We start from the raw sequence: 24,794 nt of genomic DNA, 5'->3' as shown, positions 1-24,794 counted from the left end.
GGGCCGGGGTCACACGGGTGGCGTACTCGCGTGGCGTGGTGGCGGGCGGCCGCCTAGTAATGGACTGGATCAGCTTGTTCATCGCGCATCGGGGGGCGATAGCAACATCACCCTCTTCATGGAGCCGAGCATGACCATCCGCTCTTTCTCGCCCAGCCCGGACCAACCAGACATACCTCACGGCACCGCGGCCCACGCGTTCGCGCCCTCCGACGGAGGGCCGGCCGACGGAACGCCGCCGACGTCACGTCCGACGCAGGAGGGTCCCGCCCAGACCGGCACCGAGGGCGAGAACGTCGATCCGATGCACCGCCTGGTGCATGCCGCCGTCGCCGACCGGCCGCTCGACGAGGTCCTCCAGCTCATCACCTTGCTGGAGCAGTCACCGAAGTACGCGCAGGCCACCGTCGACGCCCTTCGGGCGGTCGGTGAGGACCGGTCCGTCGAGGACATCACGCGTCTGGTGACCCTGCTGACGCAGCCGCCGCGCAACCCCGACTCCGCCGACGAGGCGATCCGCGCGGCCGCCGAACGCCGGCCCGTGGAGGAGGTCACCCGGCTGATGGCCCTGCTCCAGCGGGCTCCGGTGGAACCGCACTGCGGCGAGGAGGCGGTGCGGGCCGCGGCCGGCCGGCCCGTCGAGGAACTCGTCCAGTTGATCGGCCGCTTGGCCGAGGAACAGGACGCGTCCGCCCAGGCCCCGGGACCGATGACGGACAGGTCTACGGCTCCGTTGTACGAGGCGCCCGGACGGACCCCGGCGGACACGCACGAGCCGGAACCCGCGGATGACCGTCCGGCTGCTCGTCAGCGCCGCCCACGACGTCCGCGTACGGCCACCCGCCGTACCGCTCCCCCGGTCTGGCCGAGGCTGATCGCGGCGGCGACGCTCATCCTGTGCGGGCTGTCGTACTTCCCGGTGCACCGTGACGGAGCCTCCGGCACCGCCTACGGGTTCGCGCTCGGTGTCTCGATCCTGTGCGTCCTGCTGGCACCGGCGCTGATCCTGTACGGCGGCCTGTTCGTGCTGGCCGTGTCCGTGGTGGTGCCGGCCGCGCTGGCCGCCCTCCAGTTGTTCGACGGGCGGTTCCACTCCTCACGCCTCTCCCAGGCGTTGCGGATCACCGCCGCGCCGCCCTGGTTCGCGGGGCTGATGGCCGTACTCGCCGCACTGGCGGCGCTCACCGCGCTGCTGGCGCTGCTCGCCTCGCGGCGGTTCGGCCGACAGCTGGACCTGCCCGGCCATCCCGATCACCGGGCGCTGGCCGACGCGAACCAGGCGCCTCAGTAGGGTCGGTCCCGCTCAACGGGCGGTGGCGCCGGAGCTGTTCAGGGTGTCACCGCTCGCCGACGGCACGCTCGACGCCGAGGCCGCGGGGCTGGAGGCGGCGCTGTGGCTCGGTTCGGCACCGGAGCTGGAGCTGGTCTCCGGCTTCGCGCTCGCGGACGGCGAGGCGGTGCCGCCCGAGTACGACCCCGCGCTGCTGGACGTCAGCGGCGTGGGTGTCGGGCTCTGTGCGGGAGCGCTCTTTCCGGCCGAACCGCCGCCCAGAGACGTGCCGTTGCCGGATTCGTTCCTGACCGCGGCCGCGATCGGCTTGCCCATGACGAGCTCCGCCGCGGTCACCGTGACCATCGCCAGGGCGAACACCAGGCCGGTCGCCAGGGCGAACTTCTTCCAGCCGATGGACCTCCAGAAGGAGCCGGACGTGGCCCGGTAGGTGGTCACCGATTCGTCGTCGGCGGTGGCGTCCTCGGGTTCGCCGGAGGGGTCGTCGGCCGGTGTCGCGGCACCGGCCGAGGTGTCGCCCCGTAACGCGAACGCCGCCCGGGCGTCCGCGCGTTGCACGGCCCGCTCCTCACTAGGTGTCAGCGCGAGCGCCACCGACGGCACCCTTCTGCGGATCCCCTCGCCCGTCCGTCGGAAGGCGTGCTGGAAGACCGCCGCGCCGGTGGTGGCGCTGGTACTGACCACGGCGGCGCCGATGATCGTCCCCGTCACCCCCAGCATGGACGCCAGCACCGCGCCCACCACGGTGGCAAGCGCACTCGCCACCACCTGCACAACGGTCAGGTCGAGCACCTTGCGCTTCGGTGCATGCTTTTTCTCATCCTTTTTGTGACTCTCCATCAATGTCCTTCAACATCCCTTTGACGGTTCCGGAGCACGACAGCCATCGAAGAGGCATGTGCAAGGTGTCGACTGCCCGGTTGGCGGTGTTTCACCTCGACTCGAACCAACGGGGCTGGACTTCACCGGTACCGTCACGCCGGCGACTGCTCCGAGAACGCCTCGGTGAAGGGCGTGACCGGGCGCTCCACGATCTCGCCGTCCACGAAGATGTCGACCGCCTCGTTGTAGAAGGCGAGCAGATCCGTCACGGCGCCGACCGCGGGCAACGGCTCCGGATAGCTCCAGACGATGTTCGCCAGGACACCGGAAACGCCGGCCTCGCCCCGCCACGACCAGTACGTGGCGGTGCCCTTGTAGGGGCACCCGGTGCTGTGGCCGGTCGGCTCGAACAGATCCAGCCGGACGTCTTCGCGCGGGATGTAGTACCGGGTCGGGAGACCGGTCTCGAAGAGCAGGACCGGGCGGCGGGTGTCGGCGACGACCGTGCCGTCGATCTCGACCCGGACGTGACGGCCGCTGGGGATGGCGTCGACTCGCTTGTGCGGGTCACGGGGGTGGATGAAGATCTCTTCCTCCTCCTCGTACCAGTGGTCCAGGCCCCGCCCGACCCGCCGGAACCACTCGAAGGCGATGTACCCGGCCAGGTCGTCGGCGGGATAGGTCCAGGCCGCGTTCTCCACCAGCTCGCCGCCGATTTCGAGGTCGTAGAAGACGCGTGATCCGGTGTGCTTGCCGATCCGCGGGTTCTTCGCCGGGTGGAGCAGGTCCTCGCGGACCTCGTCGTGCGGGAAGGCGTACGTCGGGACGGGTACGGCCGGTTCCCATACGAGGACGGGGTGCCTGCTGTCCACGACGGTGGTGTCGCCCTTGCGGCCGCGCACCCAGCGTGGGCTCGGCTCCCAAAGGATGCCTTCGGGGGTGGTCCTGACGTCTCGCGCGGTGGGGAAGGTGCTCATGAGCGTTCCTCCGTGATCCGTAGGTTGTACGGCGGGCCGGGAGACCGATGCGGCCGGCCGTTGCTTGCCAGTCTGCGGTGGCGGAGGGTTCACTGGTCGGGTGCAGACCTTCGCCACCACGCTGACGGGCTTCTGGCCCTCGCGTCGTGTCCACGTCTTCGACCTGTTCTGTTGCCGTGCGCCGTCCCCGACTCCCGCACAGCACCGCTGAGAACACACGAGACGAGAACCGAGGTCCACCATGTCCGTGACCGATGAACTGCTGGCCAACAACACCCGTTACGCCGAGACCTTCGAGGGCCCGCGAACAAGGGCGAGGCCCACGTCATCCGCAACGCGGGCGGTGTCATCACGCAGGACGAGATCCGCTCGCTCGCGATCAGCCAACGGCTCCTGGGCGCCGAGGAGATCATCCTCATCCACCACACGGACTGCGGCATGCTGACCTTCACGGACGACGGCTTCAAGGCTGCGGTCGAGGAGGACACCGGTATCCGCCCGTCCTGGGCGGCGGAGGCCTACACCGATCTGGACGCCGACGTACGACAGTCGATCGCCCGTATCAGGGCCGATCCCTCCATCGTGCACAAGGACCGCATCAGGGGCTTCGTTTTCGACGTGGCCACCGGGAAGCTCAACAAAGTCGGTTGAGAACCGTCCGGCCGGGCTGATCGAAAATGATCGAAGGGGAGACAAGGCGCCCCTTTCGTCGCCGAATAGGATCGAGAGGCGAAGGAATTCGACTTTTCCCGACCGCGATGTTTAGTGCGCAAAAATGACTTTGCATGGAGGGCAGGGGCAGCTCAACTGCCTAGCCCTGGGGGGTAGTTTCCTTCCAGGTCCACAAAGGACCCGCCCGGGAAAGTGCTCAATCACATCCCCGGGGACGAAGCAGATCGACAAGGAAACAACCAAATGGACGAGCCGATTCGTCGAGGGCGCCTGCGGCTGCCCTCCGGGCACATTCACGGTAGCAGCCCCGATGCAGGGTAACCGGGTCGAGAATTCCGGGTCGAACTCGCGGCATTGCGCACCGGGATCGACTCCCCGTCATCGGCGGTCGATCCGGTGATCGCGGACCTCGGCTTCGCGGCCTTCGCCGAACGGAACCGCCCCCGCTACACGCTCTATGCCAGGGCTCGGCTGTCCGCGGTCGCACGTTCCACGGCGGTCGTGGAAGCCACGCTGGTGTCCGCCCACGATCGCTGGCAGTGGTTGATGTGTCAGCCCTGCCCCGCGGCCGAGGTCTGGGAAGAACTCCGCCGTCAGGTCGAGCGGCGGGGCGAGCGTGCCGCGGGCCAGGACCCGGTCCTGACCATGCTGTACCAGCGGCTCCCCAACGCGTGTGCGGACAGTGTGGTGTTGTGCCGCCGGCTGGGGTTCTCCCTAGCCGAGGCGGCCGAGTTGATGGGCGTCGAGCCGTCCGCGGTCGAAGCGGCCCTCGCCGCCGCGCGGCGGACCTTCCCCCAACTCGTCGGTGCGGAGGCGCCCTTGAGGCATCCCTGACCGCTCCGGTGCCCCCTCTGCCCCTCCCGGCGTACGCGGTCTCCTTGCGGACGCTCCGATCCGCCACCTTTCGCCAACCTGCGCCACGGTTCACCCGAACCAGCGGTGGTGCGGTCGCCTGCTGCCCTCCTAGGATGGGCAACTCCACTTCGGATGGGGCGGATTCGGCGAGGGGACGGGCCGTTGGTGGAGCACAATCATGTCGATCTGTCGTTGCCCAGCGCGGCGCGGATGTACGACTGGCTGCTGGGTGGCAGCAACAACTTCGAAGCGGACCGGAATGCCTGCGAGTTGTTGCTGGAGGTGGCACCCACCTCGCGTGAGATCGCGCTGAACAACCGGTGGTTCCTCCAACGCGTGGTCCGGGTGCTGGCCGAGGAGCACGGGATAAGGCAGTTCATCGATTTCGGCTCGGGCCTTCCGACGCAGCGCAACGTGCACCAGATCGCGCAGGAGATCGCCCCCGAATCCCACGTCGTCTATATCGACAACGATCCCGTCGTCCTGTCGCTGGGCCAGTCCCTGCTCAACGAGAACGACAACACGGCGATCCTGTCGGTCGACATGACGGACACCGACACCATCTTCGGTCACCCGGACTTCACCCGGCTCATCGACTTCACCGAGCCGGCGGCCGCCCTGTTCAACTCCGTACTGCACTGCCTGCCGGACAGCGCCGGCCCAAAGGCCTTTGTGGAGCGGGTCGTTGACCGGCTCGTCCCGGGCAGCTTCGTCGTCGTGTGCCAGCTCGTGAGCGACGATGCCAAGGTCCGCGACGACGTCACCGAACTCATGCGGGTCCAGACCGGGGGCAATTGGGGCAGGGTCCGGGAGAAGGCGGACGTGGACGAGATCTTCGACCGGCTCGTCGTGGAGGACCCGGGACTCGTCGACGTGACCGACTGGCGGCCCGACTCCGAGCTCCAGCAGCGCCAACGCAGCATCGAGTGGACGGAGTACGGCGGCCTGGGGAAGGTGCCACCCCGGCAATAGCCTGACCCGGCTCAGCGGCAGCGATTAGGAGTAACGCTCGACTAGGAGTACCGCTCGACGGCCTCGTTCAGCATGCGCCGGCTCTCCATGGGTGAGGCACACGCCTCGCCCTGGATGCGCAGCAGGAGCTGGAGGTGCCGCTCGAAGTCGTTCTCCTTCGTCGGCCAGGGTTTCGCCCGCTCCTCGGCGCTCAGCGCGGGCTTGTTGTAGTAGTCGGCCTTGCGGTAGCCCTCGACGTAGACGAGGTCGGGCAGGCCGCCGCGGCCGAACTGGAGGTGGGCCATGCCGCCCGCCATCGATGCCTCGTTGCCCGCGATCATCCGGTCGAGGAGCACGAACCGGATGGTGATGTGCGGGAGCCGGGCCATCTCCGCGAGGTGGAGCATCTGGTCGCGCATCACCTGGTCCGAGCCTGCTCTCCGCAGCAGGACGGACTCGTCCATGAGGAACACACAGCGCGGCGGCTCGGTCTGGTCGAAGACCCGCTCCTGGCGCTCCCGGCGCATGGCCACCCGTAGCTCCATCTCCGGACTGTCCCACTCCGTGAGGTGCAGGCCTGTGCGGAGGATGCAGCTCGCGTACTCGGGAGTCTGTAGCAGGCCCGACACCAGGCGCACGTCATACGTGGTGAGCCCGATCGCGACGGATTCGAGGCCGAGGAGCCGCCGCAGGTAGTCGGGGGCGCAGTCGTCGAACCTGTTCTGGAACCATTCCGGTTCCTGGGCACGGGAGAACAACATCGACAACTTGTTCCGTGCCGGCCCGTCGAGTTTCAGATAGGCCATCACCGCTTCGACCGTGCGCCCCTCGGGCGTGGAATCGGCATTCTCAAGTCGACTGATGGTCGAGTTCGAAACGTGGGTGGCCTTCGCCAGCTCTTTCTGCGTCAGACCGACCTCGTCACGCAAATCCTTGACGGCGAGGCCGAGCATGATGGTGGCCGCTGTCTTTGTCGTGTCCGGCCCGGCGGTATGCCGGGCCAGACGATTGATCGGAATCGGATCCGGGGACACGCCTTCTCCTCACAACGGGCAGTCACCTTCACATGATGACACGCCCGGTCCGGAGGCGTTGCCCGAACTTATGTACTCCGAGGCCTAGTTGGGAGTACCGAGAGCATCGAACTCCCCCTTCTTCGCACCGTCGAGGAAAGCGCCCATCTCCTCGGCGGTAAAGATCAGTGCGGGTCCGCCGGGGTCGGTCGAGTTCCGTACGGCCACGCCGCCCCGGGGCAGTGCGGCCAGCTCGACGCACATGCCGTTCGCTTCGGACATGCGGCTCTTCACCCACGTTCCCGGGATGAGGCCGGCGGCCATTCCGTTTGTGAAGTTCTGCATCAGAGACGAACCCTCTCCGTTCGGCAAACCAACTTTTCCGACCTTTTTCGTCGCGGCGTCGAAACCGCACAGGTGGAAGCCCCATGAAATCCCGTCATGCAATTTCATGGCTCGACGTGGAGGAAATGCTAGCGGCTCGAAATCGAACAATGCCGTCCCACGTACGGGTGGACGGTGTCCCGCCGGGTGGTACGGGTGGCGAAGGAGCGCGCGCTGGTCCGCTCCTGGTCCGACGTGACATGAAGCTGTCACACACGGACCGGAATCCCCCGCCGGGCCGCCGAGGTTGGCACTGGTACGACCCCGCTTCGAGGCCGGGCCTCGCACGACGAAGGAGCGACCACCATGACCGTTGACCTGACCACGACCGACCTCCAGGCCTTCACTCAGGACTGGCTGGAGTGGTATCGCGGGCAGGAGGAACGCCTCACCGCTCCGCACGGGTTCCTGGCGATCACCGGGCTGCACTGGCTCGACGACCGGCCGCAGCGCTTCCCGGACGCGCCGGGTGCCTGGTGGACCGACGCCGACGGGGTCGCCGTAGCCCTCGACGAAGGTGAGGAACTCGTCGTGGAGGGAACGCCGGTGCGGGGCGAGCACCGCTTCGGCGTGCTGCCCGAGCGGGGCGGGGTCGACGCGGTCTGGGGCGATGCGGTGATCGAGGTGGCGAAGCGCGGCGGGAACGACATCGTGCGGCCCCGGCACCCGGACGCGCCGCTGCGCACCGACTTCGCCGGTACGCCCGCCTACGCGCCGGATCCCCGCTGGGTGGTTCAGGGGCGCTATACGGCCTTCGAGACGCCGCGTCCTACGACCGTGGGCGCGGCGGTCGAGGGGCTGGAGCATGTCTACGACGCCCCGGGCCGGGTCGAGTTCGAGCTGGACGGGCAGTCGCTCGCCCTGACCGCGTTCCCCGGACGGGGGCCGGGCGGACTGCTCGTGCTCTTCACCGACGCCACCTCCGGGGTGACCACGTACGCCGCGAACCGGGCCCTCGCGCTCGCCCCGCCGGACGCCGACGGCACGGTCGTCCTGGACTTCAACCGCGCGACGAACCTGCCGTGCGCCTACACCGACCTGGCCACCTGCCCGCTGCCGCCGGCGGAGAACCGGCTGCCGGTGTCCGTCGAGGCCGGGCAGAAGACACCCCGTGAGCGGGGAGGAGTCGCCTGATCGTGGTCCTGGCCGCGTCCACGGCACCACCGGGTCGCAGCCGGGTTCGTCGAACCCGGCTGCTCGCCCAGACGCGGTACCGCCATCCGTTTCCCCCTTCGACAACCATGCGCACCCCTCAGTCGTCCCCCTTAATGGCGCGAAGGTTTTCGCGCGGCCGCAGCCCCCACCGACACTGCGCGCGGACGACGCGCAGGAAAGAGGCCGCATGCTCCGTATCCACTTCACCTCGCAGGACCTACAGAACATCAGGGTGGCCCGCCGGCCCCACGCGCTCTGGGAACTCGTGTGTGGTGTCTGCCGGTTGGACGCACGGCAAGGGCCGCTGGAGTTCGGGCACTGGCGCCGGTCGGTGCGCGAGGGGATGACGAAGGACCCGCGGGCCCGGCGGGCCCTGTTGCCCTTGCAGACGCTGATTCCTCCGGTGGGCTACATCCCCGACTTCCTCACCCCGTCGGTCACCGGCGGCGGTCTGGCCGTCGGCCTCGACCAGGTGCGGAGCACCTCCCGCACCCGGCTGACCCGTGAGTTGTCCCGGCTCGCCGAGTCGCGTCCGCTGCCGTCCTGGGTGTCGACCCTCAACAGACCGGGCGCCAAGGCCTTGGGGACGTTGACGCGCGCCCTGGAACTGTCCTGCAAGACACTGCTCGAACCGTACTGGCCCCGCATCCAGACGGCCGTCGGCAACGACGTCGAACTACGGTCCCGCGCACTCCTCGACGGCGGCACCTCCGCGCTCCTCAACGCGCTGCGCCCGCACGCCCGTTGGCACGCTCCGGTCCTTGAGGTGGACTATCCCGTCGACCGTGAGCTGCACCTGGAGGGGCGCGGCCTTCTCCTCATCCCATCGTACTTCTGCTGGCGCAGGCCCACCGCGCTCGCGGACCCCACGCTCGGGCCGGTGCTCGTCTACCCGGTCGCCAAACAGCCCCTGGAGATCGTCCGGGCGAGCAGGGACGGGCTGGAGCGGCTGCTGGGCCGTACCCGGACGGTGGTTCTGGCGGGTCTGGCCAGCCATGGAGCGCGTACGACGTCCGAGGTGGCCACGGCGGCCAACATCGCGCTGCCCAGCGCCAGTTACCAGCTCGGCGTGCTGCGCGACGGAGGCCTGATCGCCAGTCACCGGGAGGGCCAGTTCGTACGGCACTCGGCAACTCCCCTGGGCCTGCGCTTACTTGACGAGCGGTGACCGGGGCAAACCTCGCCGGTGCGACTTTGAAGGGTTTCGAATTCATTGCTGCCCCGTGCCCCTCACCGCCATCGTTTGTGACGGTCGCCGTGGGAGTCGCGGCGGCGCCGGGCCGGAGCGACGCGGGCGTGGTGGCCACCGGACACAGGGGGACGGTGGGCACCGCGTCCGCGGCGTCGGTTCGTCAGCCCGCCCGGCGGCGGTCCGTCGTGGTGCGGTGGGTGAGGGGTTCGCGCAGGTCCAGGTGTTCGCGGAGGGTCGTACCGGTGTAGTCGGTGCGGTAGACGCCGCGTTCCTGGAGCGCGGGGACGAGGTGGTCGACGATGTCGTCGAGGCCGTCGGGGATCAGGTACGGCGTGACGTTGAAGCCGTCGACCGCGCCGTGCCGGACGAAATGGGCGAACTTGTCCGCCAGGCCCTCCGGGGTGCCGACGTGGCCGCGCTGGGGGCCGAGCGCGATGACGGTCTCGCGCAGCGACCAGCGGTTCGCGTCGGCCTTCTCCCGCCATTCGGCGACGACTTGACGGGGGTCGGCGATGCGCCGCGCGCCGAAGGAGCCGTCGTTCTCGGCGGCGACCGGGTCCTCCTTGGGCAACGGCCCGTCGGCGTCCCGTCCGGAGAGGTCGATGCCCCACAGCAGCCCGGCGATGCCCAACGCGGTTGCCGGAGTGACCTGTTGGAGGCGGATCCAGCGTTTCTTCTCCAGGGCCTCCTCCTCCGTGGCGCCGATGATGATCTCGGTACCGGGGAGGATGCGCAGGTCGTCCTCGGGGCGGCCGACGGCCCGCAGCCGGCGCCGCAGATCGTCGGCGAAGGCGAGGGCGTCGTCGAAGTCGTTGCCGTGCGCGGAGAAGATGACGTCGGCGTTGCGGGCCGCGAAGTCCCGGCCCTCGCCGGAGTCCCCGGCCTGGAAGATCACCGGGTGTCCCTGGGCGCTGCGCGGCAGGGTGGGTGCGAGGTCGACGTCGAACTGCGGTCCCTGGTGGCGGACTTGGCGTACGGCGCCGGGTGCCGCCCAGGACGGGGCATCCGCCGAGTCGGACACGGCCGCGTCCTCCCAGCTGTCCCAGATCGCGCGGGCGACGGTGAGGAACTCCTCGGCGCGCCGGTAGCGGTCGGCGTGGTCGAGGTAGCCGCCGCGGCGGAAGTTGGCGCCGGTCCAGGCGTTGTCGGTGGTCACCACGTTCCAGCCGGCACGGCCCTCCGAGAGCAGGTCGAGGCCGGACAGGCGGCGGGCGAGATCCGGGGCTTCGTTGAAGGTGGTGTTGGACGTGCTGACCAGACCGATCCGATCCGTCACGGCTGCCAGCGCGGCGAGTTGGGTGATGGCGTCGGGCCGTCCGGCGACGTCGAGATCGTGGATCTGGCCGTCGACCTCGCGCAGTCGCAGCCCCTCCCCCAGGAAGAACGCGTCGAACAGGCCCCGTTCGGCGGTCTGCGCCACGCGCCGGAAGTTGGCGGGGTCGATCTGGGAACCGCTGGCGGGGTCCGACCAGACGGTCCAGTGGTTGACGCCCTGGAAGAAGACGCCGAAGTGGAGTCGGGCGTCGGGGCGGGGGACGTCGAGGGGGTCGGTGCGGGTCATCGTGCGTCCTCCTGGGCGGCCGCGGCGGCGTAGCGGTTGGCGGGCCGGTCGAGGCCCAGGTGGGTGCGCAGGGACGCGCCGGGCAACGGGCGTACGGCGTGCCGTCGTTCGAAGAGATGGGGCAGGACGAGCCGGGACAGCTCGGGGAGGTCCTCGTCCAACACCAGTGGATGCAGGCGCACTCCGTCCACCACGCCCCTCAACTCCCCCAGCAGCGCGGCGAGTCCGGCGGCCGAGCCGATGTGGCGCAGCCGACCCCGGTCGCTCCAGGACCCATGCTCCTCAAGGTCGGCGACGCGTTCCTCGGCCGTGGCGTCCGCGGTGTCGAGGGCGATTTCGACCTCGGCGAAGGTGCGCGGCGTTCCGGCGGCGGACGCGCTCGCGGTGACGGCGGCGAGGTCGCGGCCCTCGACGAGGGCAACGTCGAGTTGATCGCCGGGGACGCGGTCGGGGCTGCCGAATACGACGAGTTGGCCCTGCGGTGGACGCGGCACGATCGCCGGGCCCTTCACCGTGTAGGTGTCGCCGGTGAAGTCGACGTAGTGCAGCCGGTCGCGGTCGAGGTAGCGGCTGGTGGCGACGGAGCGGATGACCGCGTCGTCCTCCCAGGAGTCCCACAGATCGCGGACGACCTCGACGCCGTCACGCGACTCGCGGGCGCGGGCCGCGTCCCCGTCGACGAGCGGGCGCCCCCAGACGGAGGCCGCCTCGGGCCGCGTCTCCTCGCTCACCACCCACCCGGCGCGCCCGGCCGAGATGTGGTCCAGGGACGCCAACTGGCTTGATACGTGGAAGGGTTCGGCGTAGGTGGGCGGCACGACCGGCGCGATGCCGACGACGCTCGTCGACGCGGCGATGAACGCGGCCCGCTCCACCGCGCCGATCCGGCCGACCACGTCGGGCCCGGCGCCGGGCGGGAGTGCGCCGTCGTCCAGGGTGAGCAGGGTGAACCCGGCGTTCTCCGCCGCGGCGGCGACGCGGGCCAACCGGCGTGGGCTCAGCAGCTGGTCGGGCGAGTGGGCGGCGCGGCGCCAGGCCGCGGGATGGGCGCCGTCACCGTCGATTTCGAGGGCGAGCCGCAGGGCGGGGCCGGACATGGGGTTCCTTCCGAGAACACGTCGAGACGGCCGGCCCGAGGGGCCGGCATGGGTCAGGGGCGTGCGGAAGGACAGACGGCGGAGGCGGTACGGCAGTAGTCGACATGCCGCCGGATGATCAGCCACGCGCCCGGGACGGCACCGTGGGGTGCGGCGTCGGGTACGCGCATCGGGGCCTCCATCCGTCCGGGACCGATCGCCTCAACTTACGTCGTCGGCCCGGGAAGGTGTCAAGAACATTAGATGTACGCGCATGCAGCGGTGCCGAGACGGAAAAGCGTTGGCCGCGACGGCGACCGGGCTGCTAACTTGCCGTTGGCCGTGACACCGCATGAGGAGGTGAGACCCATGAACGCAGTATCCAGGTGGGTGCTCCCCCTCTTTTCCACGGTTGGGCCAGCGGCATAGGTGTCGCCGGGAGCGCCTCACACCAAGGCGATCCCGAAAGGCAACACCATGGAACTCTCCCAACATTCAGTGCACTTCACCGCCGAGACATCGTCGAACGGTGTCCTCGTCCGCGACTTCACCGTCGGCGACCTCACCGGCGCGCTCTGGTCCCCCGCGGCCTCCGCCTCCGAACGCGCTCCCCTGGTCCTGATGGGCCACGGCGGCGGCAACCACAGCAAGGCACCGGCCATGGCCGGTCGTGCGGAGCGCCTCGTGAACGGCGCCGGATTCCACGTCGCCACCATCGACGCACCCGGCCACGGCGACCGCCCGCGCACACCGCACGACGAGCGCGAAATCGCCCTGATGCAAAGGAAGATGGCGGCGGGCGAACCGGTCGGCGAGATCGTCGTCCGCTACAACGCCCACCTCGCCGAGCGTGCCGTACCGGAGTGGCTGGCGACCCTGGACGCCCTCCAGGAACTCCCGGAGATCGGCACCGGAGGACCCGTCGGCTACTACGGCCTGAACATGGGCACCGCGATCGGGGTACCGCTGACTGCGGCCGAACCCCGCATCACCGCCGCGGTGTTGGGCCTCTTCTGGTACGACGACTCGCTCGCCGAGACGGCGCGGCGGATCACCGTCCCGATCGAGTTCGCGTTGCAGTGGGACGACGAACACATCCCCCGCTCGTCCGGTCTCGCACTGTTCGACGCCTTCGCCTCGAAGGAGAAGTCGTTGCACGTCAACTCGGGCTCGCACAAGGAACTGCCGAGGTTCGAGGCGGACAGCGCGGTCCGGTTCTTCGCCCGCCACCTGACCGTCGGCGGCTCAACGGCCTGACACGTCAACGCGGTTGCGGCCCGGCACCCTCTCCGAAATCCATCCCCGTCATGAGTTCGGAGAAAGCGCCGGCCGCGGCAGCGGACGTGAAGAGCCGGTCGAGTTGAGCGCGGGCCAAACTCCGGTGAAAGGGACCGGAGTTGGTGGCGTCACCGGCGTCATGGAGCATCCGGGTCATCCAGTGCGAGAACTCCTGGTCGCTCCAGACACGGCGCAGACACCGCTCTGAGTACGTGCGCAGGGCGGTGTCGTCGTGGTCGTGGACGGCGTCCCGCACGGCGCGGGCGAAGAGATCGGCGTCGTAGAGAGCGAGGTTCATCCCCTTGCCGCCCATCGGCGAGACGATGTGGGCCGCGTCGCCGACGAGGAAGAGGCGGCCGTACTGCATCGGGTCGTGGACCAGACTGCGGAGCCGGAAGATCTCGCGGTCGGTGATCGGGCCGGAGACGAGGGCCGGGTCCCCGAGCCGGGTGCGCAGCGCGTCCCAGACGCGGGCGTCGGACCAGGCGTCGGGGTGGTCGTCCGGCGGGCACTGGAGGTAGTAGCGGCTGGTGTACGGGCCGCGCGGGAAGTGCGCGGCGAAGCCCTGCGGGCTGACGGCCAGGAGCGGGTGGGCCGGCGGCGGCGCGTCGGCCAGGACCGTCAGCCATCCGATGCCGTGATCGAAGGCGTACGGCGTGAGGGCCCCGGCGGGGACGGCGCCCCGGCTGATGCCGTGGTCGCCGTCGCAGCCCGCGACGTAGGAGCAGGTGATCGTACGGAGGCCGCCGTCCGCGGTGCGGTAGCGGAAGGTGGGGTGGTCGCCGGTCAGGTCGTGCAGGGAGACGTCGGCGGCCTCGAAGCGCAGGTCGCCGCCGTCCTCCAGGTACGCGGCGGTGAGCTTCTGGACCAGCATCTGCTGGGGGCAGAGGCGGGCCGTAGGGCCTTCGGAGCCGTCGAAGTCGGACACCAAATGCGTTACGCCGTCGACCCGGAGCTCCAGGACGCCCTCGTGCGGGACGCCGCCCAGGACGCGGTCGGCCAGCCCCCAGGAGTCGAACATGCGGACGGCGCGGGTCTCGACGATGCCGGCGCGCTGGCGCTGTGCCACGTACTCGCGGGTCTGCCGTTCCAGGACGACACAGTCGATCCCGCTGCGCCGCAACAGGTTCGCGACGGTCAGCCCGGCCGGGCCCGCTCCGATCACCACCACGGTCGTGGATTCCGGCGGCTCGCTCAACTCCCGTGTGCTGTCAGCCACTTGGCCACCTCCGGAATCACCCTACCGACGCCCGGGGCCCGGCCGACCGGTGGATGGTCACTTCACCTCGATCGTCACCTTCCAGGTCTCGACGAGCAGGGGGCAGAGGCTGCCGGGGTCGGGGACGCAGCGGCGTTGCGCGGTGACGTTGGCGACGCCGCGGGAGACCGCGTGGAAGACCGCCGTGGCGTCGCCGGACGGGTACGTGGCGTCGGCGGCATGTGCGAGTGCTGCCGAGTTACCGGACTCCGGAGCGGTCCAGGTGTAGGTGAGTCCGCGCTCGCGGGAGTGGGTGAGCCGGATCTCCACATCGCCACCCGAACTCGCGGGCACCGTCCGGCCGTTGTCCTTGTTGGTGAGGACGACGCGTCCGGCCAGGCGTGCGTGCGGCGTCTGCCCCTGAGCGGTCGCCGATGCCGCGACGGCCACGAGGACCAGCCCCGCGGCTCCAAAAGCCGTGGACCACTTCGTTGCTCCCATGATTTCCTCTCCTCGCACCCGCCGGACCGGCGGTCTCCGAAGGCGGCGAGCGTGCCGCCCAGCGGCACAACGTGGTGGAGGAGGACGGGTCACAGACAACCACCCGTTCGTGCGGACCTGTGCCGCAGCAATGCGTGTGTTATGAATCTTCACGCGTGACCGATATGACAAGACCACAGACAACCGTTCGACCGGCCCCACGGGTGAGGACCGGTCGGGGTCGCCGATGCCGGGGTCCGCTCCCCGGGCTGCGGTGATCTTCCTTCCCAGGAGGACCTCCCGCATGTTTCGACGTATAGGCACCGGGGTCGTCAGACATCCCGTCTGGACCATCGTGGCCTGGCTGATCGCCGCGGTGGCGATTGTCGCCACCGCGCCCGGCCTGCCCTCCAACAGTGACGAGAGCAGTTTCCTGCCCAAGAGTTACGAGTCCATCAAAGCGGCGGATCTGCAGGTGAAGGCGTTCCCCAGCGCCTTCACGCCGTCCGCGATCGCGCTGTACCAGCGCACCGACGGCGGCAGACTGACCGCCGACGACAAGAAGGACGTCGCCCGGATCACGACCGAGCTGGGCAAGAAGCACATCGACCAGGTGCAGAAGGTGGTCCCCGGCCCGCCGTCCAAGGACGGCCGGTACACCATGACCCTGGTCCAGATGGACAGCAAGAAGGCCGGTCAGCCGGTGCAGGCGGACGCCGCGAAGGTGTTGCGCGACGACGTCAAGCAGCTGGCCAAGGGCACGGACCTCGACGTGAAGCTCGGCGGTTCCGCCGCGCAGGCCCTCGACCAGCAGGACTCCTCGAAGCGCGGCGAGGCGCTGATCGGCATCGGGACGTTCCTCATCATCCTGGTGACCCTGCTGATCATCTTCCGGGCGCCGATCCTCGCCTTCCTCCCCCTGGTCCTGATCGGCGTGGTGGCGTCGATCGCCAACGGGCTGATCGCGTACGCCACCAAACTGTTCGGTCTCCAGGCCAACAGTTCCGTCTCGTCGATCCTGATCGTCGTGCTGTTCGGCGTGGGCACGGACTACTTCCTGTTCCTGATGTTCCGCTACAGAGAACGTCTGCGGGCGGGTGACGAACCTAAACAGGCCATGGTCAACGCGGTCGCCCGGGTCGGCGAGGCCATCGCCTCGGCCGCCGGCGCGGTCATCATCGCGTTCCTCGCGCTGGTGCTGTCCACGCTGGGCTTCCTCAAGCAGATGGGTCCTGCGCTGGCCATCTCGGTCACCGTCACCCTGATCGCGGGCCTGACGCTGATCCCGGCCGTGGTGTCGCTGATCGGGCCGAAGGTCTTCTGGCCCTCCAAGTCGTGGCAACAGGAGCCGCGGAACGCCCGGTTCGCGGCCCTCGGCCGCGGTGTGCAGCGCCGGCCCGCGCTCACGGCCGCGCTCTCCGGGCTCGTCCTGGTCGCGCTGTCGCTGGGCACCCTGGGCTACAAGGCCACCTTCGACCTGGCCTCGGGTTCCATGCCCAAGACCAAGGAGTCGATGGTCGTCCAGGACGAGATGCAGAAGGCGTACTCGGCGGGCGCCGCCGCCCCCACCGACGTCTACCTCTCCAGCACCGACGGCAAGCCGCTCGACAGATCCGCCTTCACTGCCTACGCGGAGAAGCTCGGGGCCGTCGACGGTGTGGCGAACGCCCGGATGAGCCAGGTCAACAAGGACGGCACCACGGCGGACTTCACCGTCACGCTGAAGTACGAGGCGTCCACGGAGAAGGCGATCGACGCCGTGGGCCGGGTGCGCGACGTCGCGCATTCCTCCGCGCCCGACGGCACCGAGGCACTGGTCGGCGGCATGTCCTCGATCTACAAGGACATCAACAGCGCGGTCAATCACGACTACCGGACCGTGTTCCCCGTCGCCGCCCTGCTGATCATGCTGATCCTGGGACTGCTCCTGCGCAGTGTGGTGGCACCGTGGTACCTCATCGCCTCGGTGGGTCTCGGCTTCGGCGCCACCCTCGGTGCGACCGTCTGGATCTTCCAGGACGCTCAGGGACACCCGGGGCTGATGTTCATGCTCCCGGTGATCATGTATCTCTTCGTGGTCGCCATCGGCACGGACTACAACATCCTCATGATCGCCCGGCTCCGCGAGGAGGCCCGCGAGGGCCGCGATCCGCGCGAGGCGGCGAGCATGGCGCTTCGGCACGCGGGACCGACCGTGGCCGCGGCGGGTTTCATTCTCGCGGCGACCTTCGCCACGATGATGCTGGCCGGCAACGCCCTGCTCACGGAGATGGGGTTCGCCGTCTCCTTCGGCATCGCCGTCGCCGCCTTCGTGATGGCGATGTTCTTCACGCCGAGCCTCACCGCCCTGATCGGCCACGCCGCCTGGTGGCCCGGCAACGCCGACCGCACCCAGGAAACCCCGGGCGGCACGGGCGCCGGTTCCGACCCCTCAGGGCCGGCCACCGGCACCGGGGACCAGGACTCGGTGAGCCACGGTCCGGCGGGCCGTCGCAACTAGCAACTAGCAACTAGCAACTAGCAATAGTGCGGGGCCTGTTCACCGATCCTTACGACCGGTGGGCAGGCCCCGCACCCACATCAGCGGTCGACGTGCCCGCGCAGGCAGTCGATCAGCGTGTCGAGGGACACTTCGAGCGCGACGGTGTCGCGGCGGGCCTGGGAGAGCAGCAGGCCTCCCTGGACGGCGGCGAGCAGTGCCAGCGCGAAGCGGTCGGGGTCGATCCGGTCGGGCAGTTCGCCGCGTGACCGCATCGCGCGCAACCCGTCCCGCAACGCCCCCTCCCAACGGCTGAACCCGGCCAGCAGATCGGCCCGCGTCTCCGGGGTGGACCGGGACAGTTCGCTGCTCAACCTGCCCATCGGGCAGCCCTGTTGGTTGCGCCCGTCCCGGTGGATACTCAGGATGACGTCGCGCCACGCCTCCAGCGCCCCGATGCTGTCGAGGTTCGCGAGCAGCGGCGCGTGCACCCCGAGCACGCTCTCGCACTGGTGGTTGATCACCGCGCGGACGAGGCCGTGCTTGTCGCCGAAGTAGTAGTAGATCTGCGAGGCGCTCACCCCGGCGGCGGCCTGGACGTCCTCGATCCTCGTGCTCACGACGCCCTGGTCGTACATCAGGGCGGCGGCCTCCGAGACGATGCGCCGGTACGTCTCCTGCCCCTTGCGGGTGAGGCGCTGACCGCTTGCCGGTGCCCCGACGGGTGCAGTTGCCATGAAAGGAAGCTAGCACCGCTTTTGTAGTTGTGACTCCATTTTTCGCGAGGCACCATCTGGAGGCGTCACTCCAGACGGCCGGCCCGCCGAGCGGGTCACGGACACGGAACCCAGGTGGTCGCCATGACCCAGCACACCCAGCACAAGAGCGAGGTCCGGGACGGTATGCGCGTCGACTGGGACGTGCCGATCACCATGGACGACGGCGTGGTGCTGCGCGCGGACGTCTTCCGTCCCGTGGCCGACGGGTCGTACCCGGTGATCATGAACCACGGCCCCTACGCCAAGGGAATGGCGTTCCAGGAGGGCTTCCCGATGATGTGGGAGCCGCTCGTCGAGGAGTATCCGGAGATCCTGGACGGCTCCAGCAACGCGTACCAGAACTGGGAGACCGTCGACCCCGAGCGCTGGGTACCCGACGGGTACGCGGTGGTCCGGGTCGACTCGCGCGGGGCGGGACGCTCACCCGGGCTCCTGGACATCTTCTCGCCACGAGAGACCCTCGACTACGCGGCCTGCGTCGAGTGGGCGGGCACGCGGTCCTGGAGCAACGGCAAGGTCGGCCTGCTCGGCGTCTCCTACTACGCGGTCAGCCAGTGGCTCGTCGCGGCCAGGCAACCGCCGCACCTCGCCGCGATCATCCCCTGGGAGGGCGCGACGGACTACTACCGCGAGTTCACCCACCACGCCGGTCTGCTCAACACCTTTGTGTCCAAGTGGTATCCGGGACAGGTACGTGTCGCCCAGCACGGAGTCGGCGACCGCGGCCTGCGCAACCCGAACACCGGTGAGACGATCGCCGGCCCCGAGACCCTGACCGACGAGGAACTGGCCGCCAACCGCCGTGATTCCACGGCCGACTTGCGGGCCCACCCGCTCAACGACGTGTTCTACAGGGAGCGTTCGGCGGACCTGCCGAAGATCACCGTTCCGCTGCTTTCCGCCGCCAACTGGGCGCACGGGCTGCACAGTCGGGGCGGCTTCGAGGGCTGGGCACAGGCGTCGTCGGAGCAGAAGTGGCTGGAGGTGCACGGCCTCGGCCATGTCACCGAGTTCTACACCGCACGCGGACTGGACCTGCAACGCCGGTTCTTCGGGCACTTCCTGAAGGGCCAGGACACCGGCTGGGACCGGCAGCCGCCCGTCCAGCTCAACGTCCGTCATGTGGACGGCAGTTTCGAGCAACGCGCCGAACTCGAATGGCCGTTGGCCCGCACCGAGTGGACGAAGTTCTACCTGCGCACCGGTGACGGCTCGCTGTCCACCGAGGCTCCCGTCGACCGGCACACGGCCCCATTCGATGCCCTGGGTGAGGGGTTGACCTTCGCCACCGAACCCTTCGCCGAGCCGACGGAGATCACCGGCCCGGCGGCGGCGCGGCTCGTGGTCTCGTCCAGCACCACCGACGCCGACCTCTTCCTCACCGTGCGCGTCCTGGACCCGGAGGGCCGTGACATCCGCTTCGTCAGCGCGCTCGACCCGGCAGGTGTCGTCGCGCACGGCTGGCTGCGTGCCTCGCACCGGGCCCTCGACGCCGAACGGAGCCTGCCGTACCGCCCCTGGCACCCGCACGACCATCTTGACCCGCTGACCCCGGGGATGGCCGTCCCGCTGGACATCGAGATCTGGCCGACCTCGGTGGTCGTCCCGGCGGGCTACCGTCTCGCGGTGACCGTCCAGGGCCGTGACTTCGAGTTCCCCGGGGACGGCCCCTGGCCCCGGTCGTTCGGCGTGGAGATGAAAGGGCACGCGGTCTTCCTGCACAACGATCCCGACGACCGTCCGACCGACCTCTTCGGTGGGGTGACGACCCTGGTCTCCGGCGGCGACGAGCCCTCGTATCTGCTCCTGCCGGTCGTCCCGGAGAGCCCGGAACGCGTCGAGGGCGTGCGCCGCGGCCCGGTCCCCGAACGCGTCTGAACTCCTGGACGGGACAAGGCGCATCGTGCACGGCCGGATCCGTTCCGGACCGGACGCCGGGTCTGTTTCGGACCCCACGGACGGGGCACAAGCGAGCGCAGTCCAGTGCTTCGGCCAGCAGGCACCCTTTCTTCCCGTGCGAGGAGTGTCATCGTGCCCCTTCCCTCCAGTCGCGACCGCGTGTCGACGAATCCGGGTTCCGCCGAGAACGTGGAGGCCTGACGTGATCGTGCCGAACCCGGCAGTGCTGCAACAGGCGGTCGACCGTTATCTGGCGCTCGCGACAGACGGGCACATGGCCGTCGCCGTCCCCGTGCAGAACGCCGCCTACACCCTGTGCGTGCTGACCGGCACCCGCACGGTGGAGGAGGCCATGGCGGCCGTGCGCCTGCTGCGCTCCCCCAGTCCCTCCCACCGGCGGCAGACGTTCACCGTCTCCTCGGGCGAAACCGCGCCCGGGGAAAGGGAGTTGGTGTCGTGACGGAGCGCTCGGGCGGCGTTCCGCTCAAGGTCGGCACGACGGGGCTCGTGGTGCTGGCGGACGACGAAGGGGCCATCGTCGCCGCGGAGTTGGTGTACCGGCCGGACGACTGCCTGGCGGTGCGGCTGGTGTTGCTCGGGCCCGACGGTATGGAGGTCACCTGGACCTTCGCCTGGGAACTGCTCGCGCTGGGCCTGCTGTTCCCGGCGGGCGACGGGGACATCACCGTACGGCCCGCGCCGGGGCCGCTCGCGGGCGTGGAGGTTGCCCTCGGGTCACCGTCGGTCGCCCGCGTGTGGCTGCCCGCGGAGAAGGCCGCGGACTTTGTGCGCAAGGTGCGGAAAAGAGTCGGCCGCGACGTCAGCGGTATCGCTCCGGCGCTCGACCTGGAACTGGCCGCGATCACGAGCGGGGCATAGAGGAGGCGGCCCGCGTCGGCAGGTCCTGAGCAGTCGGGTCCCAGGCCAGGAGCAGGTCGAAGAGACGCGGATCGCCTTCCACCTTCAGGGAGTTCACCGGGATGCGGTCGTACAGGGCGAGGACCAGCTCACCGGCGGTGCCCTGGAGGATGGCGCCGGCCGCGTCTTCTCCGGTGCCGGCGGCGGGAGCGAGGAGTTCGGTGACCCGTGCGCCGTCCCCGGAGAGCGAGAGGCGCCAGGAACGGCCCTCGGTGGCGTGGTACTCGACGACAGCGGGCTCGTGCGGCCAGGGGTCCGTCCCGGCGCAGCAGGTGGACAGGAACTCGTCGACACCGTCGAGTGCCGCCTCGGACGGCAGCGGCTGCGGGGCGCCTACGGTGATCTCGGCGTCGTAGGTGTGCACCATGGCCTCCTGGACCTGGTGCCGGGCCACGGCGCCGGAGGTCTGCGGAGACCGCGATCCGCCCCACCACGTCCAGCAGCCGCGATCAGGGCCGAACTCCCGCAGTGCGCCCAGCAGTTGCTCCGTGGACTCGGCCGACCAGGCCAGCAGGTCCGCACGCTCCCGCGGAGCCTCCGAGACGGTCACGTCGGGGCGGACGTCGGCGGGACCCGCGGTGACGATTCCCGCCCAGCTTCGCTGCACCCCGCCGAGGTGCCGCACGAGGTCGCGCAAGGTCCACTCCGGGCAGGTCGGCACCTGTGCGTCGAGGCTCGGCGCGGAGGCGACCGCCGCCCGGAACGCGACCGACCGTTCGTCGATCAGCCGCAGCAGGACGGGGAACTCCAGGGTCTTTGCCACGCGGACTGTCTATCACCGCGCCTCGACAACCCGACAGCGGGTTCCACGGCCGCTCGACGGTCAGCTCTCCGAGGGCCGACTCTTCAACGGCCGGTTCTCCAACGGTCAGCTGTCGAGGGCCTGTTGGACCGTCGGACGGCACTCGATGAATCCGTCGATACCGACGAGTTGGATGATGCGCAGCACGGGCGGGGCGGCCCCGGCCAGTCGCAGCCAGCCGCCCGCTTCGGCGAGGGCGGTGTGCACGGCGATGAGGATGTTGATGCCGCTGGAGTCCATGAAGGTGACGTGGCGCAGGTCGATGACAACGCGCGGTGCGGCGCCCTCCGGCAGGGTCAGCGCCTCCCTCAGTGTGCCGCCTGTCTGCTGGTCGATCTCTCCGGCAACAGCCACGACCAAGGTGCCGTCGACGACGTCGGTCCTGACCGACAACGGCCCCGGCTGCCCCGCGTGTTCGGTGTCCACCATCTGTCCTCATACACAAGTCGGCGAGCGCTACGGATCAGGATTTTCATCCGAAGTGCTGCCCCGCATCGTACGGTTGATGCTTGTGTCCGGTGGAGCTGTCCGATGGACCGACGGAGATTGACGGAGTGCGCGTTGCTTCACGGGGTATGCGCCGGGCACGCGGAAGGCGGTGAAACGATCCGGATGGAACAGGATTCATCGGAGGACGACGACGCAGCGCCGCAGGCCCGGGCCCTGCGGTCCACCGTGGCGTTGGACGGGGACGGCTCGTGCATCGCCGAGGCCCGCCGGCTGGCCGCGACGTTCCTCGCCCGGGCCCAGACCGAATACGGACTGCCGGTGTCGGACCGCGCCATGGATCTCACCCAGCTGGTCGTCAGCGAGTTGGTCACCAACGCCCGTAAGTACGCGCCCGGCCCGGTGTTGATGGATCTGCGGATCGTCGATGCCCTGGTCGAGGTGGAGGTGTGGGACTCCGACCCGGTGCTCCCGGTCGCCCGTGCCGCCGACGCCCAACGGGTGGGGCAGCACGGCCTGGAGATCGTACGGGCGGTGGCGCGAGGCTTCGAGGCACAGCGCGAACCCGTCGGCAAACGCATCACCGCCCGCATCCCTCTGACGGATGCCCCGGACGGCACGGCGGGTGGGACACAGGTGCCGTAAGTGCGGTATCGCGCAACCGAGTTGATGCGGCTACGGCGTCGGCAGCACCCGGTAGACGGAGACGTGATCGCGCGACTCGGCGGTGAAGTCGGCGCCGGACCAGTCCCCGTGCCTGCTCTCCAGCTCGAACCCGGCCAGCTGGGCCATGAGATCGAGTTCGGCCGGCCAGATGTACCGGTGCGGGCTGCGCTCCAGCCGCGCCTGCTCGGTCTCGTCGAACCGGATGTGGTGCGACACGACGTGCTGGCGCAGGGTGTCGTAGGTGTCCAGGCCGATGTAGTCGGAGTCGGTCCGCCAGACGGTCGCCGCCTGCCCCGGCGGAAGTTTGCGCAACTCGGGCACCCAGAGCTCGATCACGAACCGTCCGCCAGGCGTGAGATGACGGGCGGCGTTGCGGAAACACTCGATCTGCTCGGCCTGGGTGAGCAGGTTCGAGATCGTGTTGTAGACGAGGTAGACCAGGCTGTACGTCCCGGGCGCGACGGTGGTCGCCATGTCCCCGATGACCACGGGGATCGTCGCTTCGTCGGCCTTGGTGCGCAGTTGCTCCACCATCGGCTCCGACAACTCGATCCCGGTGACAGGAACTCCGCGCTCGGCGAGCGGGACGGCGACCCGCCCGGTCCCGATGGCGAACTCCAACGCCGCCCCGTCCCCCGCGAGTTGCACGAGGCGGTCCACGGTCGGCCCCAACGTGTCGGGGGCGAACATGTCGGTGCCGGGCGTGTCATACCGCTGGGCAACGTCAGCGCCCCAAAGCGTCTCTTGTCGCATTCCGTCAACGCTCGCTGACTGCCGGTGTGTTGTCCAACGAGTTTCCCCGCTGCGCGGGCCAACACCAGTGCCTGGTCGCAACTGCGCGTCGGCGGGCGGGTATTGCTCGGTCAGTCCGTTTCGCGGGGCATCGACGACGGTCGGGGCACGCTCGAATCGATCGAGTACAAGCCACGCGGCGAAGCGGGCCGGGGTTGGGGGCCTGTGCCAGTGGTCAGGCTGTCACCGTCTCGACGTGGTGGATGAACTCACTGATGCTGTCGGCGAGTTCGGGCCACAGTTCGCGCGGGAGGCCGTGGCCCATTCCCTCCACGATCAGCAGTTCGGCGTCCGGGACGGCCGCGGCCGTGGCGCGACCGCCGCTGACGTCGCACACGATGTCGTCGGCGCCGTGCACCACCAGTGTGGGCACGCGCAGCGACCGCAGCCGTTCGGTACGGTCGCCCGTGGCCACCACCGCGAGGCCCTGGCGCTGGATGCCGAGGGCGTCGTAGCCCCGGTCGAAGACTCGGCCGGCGCGCTCGGCCGCGGCGGTCGCGTCGAACGGGAAGCCGGGTGACGCGGCGAGCCGCAGGGCGCGCACCTGCCACTCGACGAAGGCCTCCCGGTCCTGCGGCGGTGCCCCCAGTTCGGCGAACAAGGAGAAGTCGGCCTCGCCGACGCCGGGCTCGCCGGTCGTGGACATCATCGAGGTGAGCGACCGGGTCCGCTCCGGGTACTCGATCGCGATCATCTGGGCGATCATCCCGCCCATCGAGGAGCCGACGAGGTGTGCCCCGGTGATGCCGAGTGCGTCGAGCAGGCCCACGGTGTCGGCCGCCAGGTCGGAGAGTGTGTAGGACGCTGTGGAAAGGTCGCCGGACAGGGCCGCCGGGAAGTCCGGTACGGGTGCGTCGGGGAAATGGGTCGAGCGGCCGGCGTCGCGGGTGTCGAACCGGATCACGTGCAGACCCCGGTCGACCAGCGCCTGGCAGAATTCCTCCGGCCAATTGATCATCTGGGCGCCCGCTCCCATGATCAGCAGGGCCGGCGACGCCTCGGGGTCACCGAAACGTTCGTAGGCGATCTCGATTCCGGACGGGCCGACGTTCCGTGCTGTCAGTTCTGGCATGACCGAAACGGTAGCCATCGCACGGGTGCGAAAGA

General features: G+C 69.6%; 25 protein-coding genes. 12 read left to right on the top strand and 13 right to left on the bottom strand.

Annotated features, from left to right (window positions below; translation table 11 throughout):
• Positions 1 to 130 precede the first annotated feature (130 nt).
• Positions 131 to 1,291 (top strand): hypothetical protein, encoded by a 1,161-nt coding sequence (locus OG194_RS46555; RefSeq protein WP_327406788.1) that lies wholly within the window; start codon positions 131 to 133, stop codon positions 1,289 to 1,291.
• A 12-nt stretch (positions 1,292 to 1,303) separates the two neighbouring features.
• Here the strand turns inward: OG194_RS46555 and OG194_RS46550 are convergent, their stop codons facing one another.
• Entirely contained in the window at positions 1,304 to 2,131 is an 828-nt protein-coding gene (locus OG194_RS46550) for a hypothetical protein (protein ID WP_327406787.1), read from the bottom strand.
• 134 nt (positions 2,132 to 2,265) lie between these two features.
• Positions 2,266 to 3,090 carry a DUF427 domain-containing protein gene (locus tag OG194_RS46545; RefSeq protein ID WP_327406786.1) on the bottom strand — a complete coding sequence of 275 codons (825 nt, stop codon included), beginning with the start codon at positions 3,088 to 3,090 and terminating at the stop codon, positions 2,266 to 2,268.
• Between the two features lie 438 nt (positions 3,091 to 3,528).
• Here OG194_RS46545 and OG194_RS47805 point away from each other — a divergent pair, with 438 nt between their 5' ends.
• From OG194_RS47805 to OG194_RS46530, 3 genes are all read left to right on the top strand, one after another.
• A complete protein-coding gene (locus OG194_RS47805; protein WP_442811768.1) occupies positions 3,529 to 3,741 on the top strand; it encodes a hypothetical protein in 213 nt (70 codons plus the stop codon).
• A gap of 375 nt (positions 3,742 to 4,116) precedes the next feature.
• The gene (locus OG194_RS46535) at positions 4,117 to 4,596 is read left to right on the top strand and encodes a sigma factor-like helix-turn-helix DNA-binding protein (RefSeq protein WP_327406785.1); all 480 of its coding nucleotides are present in this window, start codon (positions 4,117 to 4,119) and stop codon (positions 4,594 to 4,596) included.
• A 153-nt stretch (positions 4,597 to 4,749) separates the two neighbouring features.
• Positions 4,750 to 5,589, top strand: coding sequence for an SAM-dependent methyltransferase (locus tag OG194_RS46530; protein ID WP_442811767.1), 840 nt, complete (start codon positions 4,750 to 4,752; stop codon positions 5,587 to 5,589).
• Positions 5,590 to 5,630: 41 nt separating this feature from the next.
• On the opposite strand, the gene OG194_RS46525 is transcribed toward OG194_RS46530, so the two are convergent.
• Both OG194_RS46525 and OG194_RS46520 read right to left on the bottom strand, forming a co-directional pair.
• Positions 5,631 to 6,602, bottom strand: coding sequence for a Scr1 family TA system antitoxin-like transcriptional regulator (locus OG194_RS46525; RefSeq protein ID WP_327406783.1), 972 nt, complete (start codon positions 6,600 to 6,602; stop codon positions 5,631 to 5,633).
• A gap of 84 nt (positions 6,603 to 6,686) precedes the next feature.
• Complete coding sequence (locus OG194_RS46520; RefSeq protein WP_442811766.1) at positions 6,687 to 7,034, bottom strand: DUF397 domain-containing protein; 348 nt, start codon at positions 7,032 to 7,034, stop codon at positions 6,687 to 6,689.
• Between the two features lie 237 nt (positions 7,035 to 7,271).
• Here OG194_RS46520 and OG194_RS46515 point away from each other — a divergent pair, with 237 nt between their 5' ends.
• A complete protein-coding gene (locus tag OG194_RS46515) occupies positions 7,272 to 8,099 on the top strand; it encodes a DUF1684 domain-containing protein (RefSeq protein WP_327406782.1) in 828 nt (275 codons plus the stop codon).
• A gap of 208 nt (positions 8,100 to 8,307) precedes the next feature.
• Positions 8,308 to 9,288, top strand: coding sequence for an ArsR/SmtB family transcription factor (locus OG194_RS46510; RefSeq protein ID WP_327406781.1), 981 nt, complete (start codon positions 8,308 to 8,310; stop codon positions 9,286 to 9,288).
• Positions 9,289 to 9,472: 184 nt separating this feature from the next.
• Here the strand turns inward: OG194_RS46510 and OG194_RS46505 are convergent, their stop codons facing one another.
• Both OG194_RS46505 and OG194_RS46500 read right to left on the bottom strand, forming a co-directional pair.
• A complete protein-coding gene (locus tag OG194_RS46505; protein ID WP_327406780.1) occupies positions 9,473 to 10,873 on the bottom strand; it encodes an NtaA/DmoA family FMN-dependent monooxygenase in 1,401 nt (466 codons plus the stop codon).
• Complete coding sequence (locus tag OG194_RS46500) at positions 10,870 to 11,970, bottom strand: LLM class flavin-dependent oxidoreductase (RefSeq protein ID WP_327406779.1); 1,101 nt, start codon at positions 11,968 to 11,970, stop codon at positions 10,870 to 10,872. The genes OG194_RS46505 and OG194_RS46500 overlap by 4 nt, the downstream gene beginning before the upstream one ends.
• 456 nt (positions 11,971 to 12,426) lie before the next feature.
• Here OG194_RS46500 and OG194_RS46495 point away from each other — a divergent pair, with 456 nt between their 5' ends.
• The gene (locus tag OG194_RS46495) at positions 12,427 to 13,206 is read left to right on the top strand and encodes an alpha/beta hydrolase (protein ID WP_327406778.1); all 780 of its coding nucleotides are present in this window, start codon (positions 12,427 to 12,429) and stop codon (positions 13,204 to 13,206) included.
• Between the two features lie 4 nt (positions 13,207 to 13,210).
• Here the strand turns inward: OG194_RS46495 and OG194_RS46490 are convergent, their stop codons facing one another.
• Both OG194_RS46490 and OG194_RS46485 read right to left on the bottom strand, forming a co-directional pair.
• Entirely contained in the window at positions 13,211 to 14,446 is a 1,236-nt protein-coding gene (locus tag OG194_RS46490; RefSeq protein WP_327406777.1) for a 4-hydroxybenzoate 3-monooxygenase, read from the bottom strand.
• A 57-nt stretch (positions 14,447 to 14,503) separates the two neighbouring features.
• Positions 14,504 to 14,926 (bottom strand): hypothetical protein, encoded by a 423-nt coding sequence (locus OG194_RS46485; protein ID WP_327406776.1) that lies wholly within the window; start codon positions 14,924 to 14,926, stop codon positions 14,504 to 14,506.
• Positions 14,927 to 15,209: 283 nt separating this feature from the next.
• On the opposite strand from OG194_RS46485, the gene OG194_RS46480 reads away from it, so the two are divergent.
• Entirely contained in the window at positions 15,210 to 17,405 is a 2,196-nt protein-coding gene (locus tag OG194_RS46480; RefSeq protein WP_327406775.1) for an MMPL family transporter, read from the top strand.
• Positions 17,406 to 17,485: 80 nt separating this feature from the next.
• Here OG194_RS46480 and OG194_RS46475 read toward each other — a convergent pair whose 3' ends face one another.
• Positions 17,486 to 18,121: a TetR/AcrR family transcriptional regulator gene (locus OG194_RS46475; protein WP_327406774.1), complete on the bottom strand. Its 636-nt coding sequence runs from the start codon at positions 18,119 to 18,121 to the stop codon at positions 17,486 to 17,488.
• Between the two features lie 123 nt (positions 18,122 to 18,244).
• Here OG194_RS46475 and OG194_RS46470 point away from each other — a divergent pair, with 123 nt between their 5' ends.
• The 3 genes from OG194_RS46470 (at position 18,245) to OG194_RS46460 (ending at position 20,941) form a co-directional block, all read left to right on the top strand.
• Entirely contained in the window at positions 18,245 to 20,041 is a 1,797-nt protein-coding gene (locus OG194_RS46470) for a CocE/NonD family hydrolase (RefSeq protein ID WP_327406773.1), read from the top strand.
• Positions 20,042 to 20,264: 223 nt separating this feature from the next.
• Complete coding sequence (locus OG194_RS46465; RefSeq protein WP_327406772.1) at positions 20,265 to 20,522, top strand: DUF5133 domain-containing protein; 258 nt, start codon at positions 20,265 to 20,267, stop codon at positions 20,520 to 20,522.
• A complete protein-coding gene (locus OG194_RS46460; protein ID WP_327406771.1) occupies positions 20,519 to 20,941 on the top strand; it encodes an SsgA family sporulation/cell division regulator in 423 nt (140 codons plus the stop codon). The genes OG194_RS46465 and OG194_RS46460 overlap by 4 nt, the downstream gene beginning before the upstream one ends.
• Here the strand turns inward: OG194_RS46460 and OG194_RS46455 are convergent.
• Entirely contained in the window at positions 20,925 to 21,743 is an 819-nt protein-coding gene (locus OG194_RS46455) for a maleylpyruvate isomerase family mycothiol-dependent enzyme (protein ID WP_327406770.1), read from the bottom strand. The genes OG194_RS46460 and OG194_RS46455 overlap by 17 nt on opposite strands.
• A 105-nt stretch (positions 21,744 to 21,848) precedes the next feature.
• Positions 21,849 to 22,211: an STAS domain-containing protein gene (locus OG194_RS46450; protein WP_327406769.1), complete on the bottom strand. Its 363-nt coding sequence runs from the start codon at positions 22,209 to 22,211 to the stop codon at positions 21,849 to 21,851.
• A 183-nt stretch (positions 22,212 to 22,394) separates the two neighbouring features.
• Here OG194_RS46450 and OG194_RS46445 point away from each other — a divergent pair, with 183 nt between their 5' ends.
• Positions 22,395 to 22,874 carry an ATP-binding protein gene (locus OG194_RS46445; RefSeq protein WP_327406768.1) on the top strand — a complete coding sequence of 160 codons (480 nt, stop codon included), beginning with the start codon at positions 22,395 to 22,397 and terminating at the stop codon, positions 22,872 to 22,874.
• Between the two features lie 30 nt (positions 22,875 to 22,904).
• Here OG194_RS46445 and OG194_RS46440 read toward each other — a convergent pair whose 3' ends face one another.
• Positions 22,905 to 23,648: a class I SAM-dependent methyltransferase gene (locus OG194_RS46440; RefSeq protein ID WP_327406767.1), complete on the bottom strand. Its 744-nt coding sequence runs from the start codon at positions 23,646 to 23,648 to the stop codon at positions 22,905 to 22,907.
• A 214-nt stretch (positions 23,649 to 23,862) separates the two neighbouring features.
• Positions 23,863 to 24,759 (bottom strand): alpha/beta fold hydrolase, encoded by an 897-nt coding sequence (locus tag OG194_RS46435; RefSeq protein WP_327406766.1) that lies wholly within the window; start codon positions 24,757 to 24,759, stop codon positions 23,863 to 23,865.
• Positions 24,760 to 24,794: the final 35 nt, after the last annotated feature.

The organism is Streptomyces sp. NBC_01288, assembly GCF_035982055.1.
GTDB lineage: Bacteria > Actinomycetota > Actinomycetes > Streptomycetales > Streptomycetaceae > Streptomyces.
The sequence above is the reverse complement of the archived record's forward strand: the minus strand, read 5'-3'. Positions and strand labels throughout refer to the sequence as shown.